At 61.8% G+C, this 251-nt stretch carries 1 pseudogene; it reads right to left on the bottom strand.

The window, feature by feature from the left end:
• Positions 1 to 251: pseudogene (locus tag ACSNOK_RS35360) on the bottom strand (SGNH/GDSL hydrolase family protein); the annotation flags it as partial.

The following is a 251-nucleotide window of genomic DNA, read 5'->3' as shown; positions in this document are numbered from 1 at the left end:
GGGTGAACAGGGTCAATTCTTGAGTGGAGTTGAAACTGCGACCGCCAAAGTTGAGCCAGTGCTGGCCACGGGGGTCGTTTTGGGTGAGGCGCGACGCCAATGTCTGGCTGTCAGCACTGGCGCCAATACCGAATACCGTCGAGCTGCCCGCCAACAACCTGACCGGGCCGCTGCTTTGGCCGCCGTCGGCCACCGAATACCGCGTGGTCAACGACTCCGAGTAGCGAAACCCCGCCGAATCGGTATTGACC

The sequence above is a fragment of the Streptomyces sp. URMC 126 genome, assembly GCF_051386555.1.
In the GTDB taxonomy this organism is placed as follows: Bacteria; Actinomycetota; Actinomycetes; order Streptomycetales; family Streptomycetaceae; genus Streptomyces.
The sequence above is the reverse complement of the archived record's forward strand: the minus strand, read 5'-3'. Positions and strand labels throughout refer to the sequence as shown.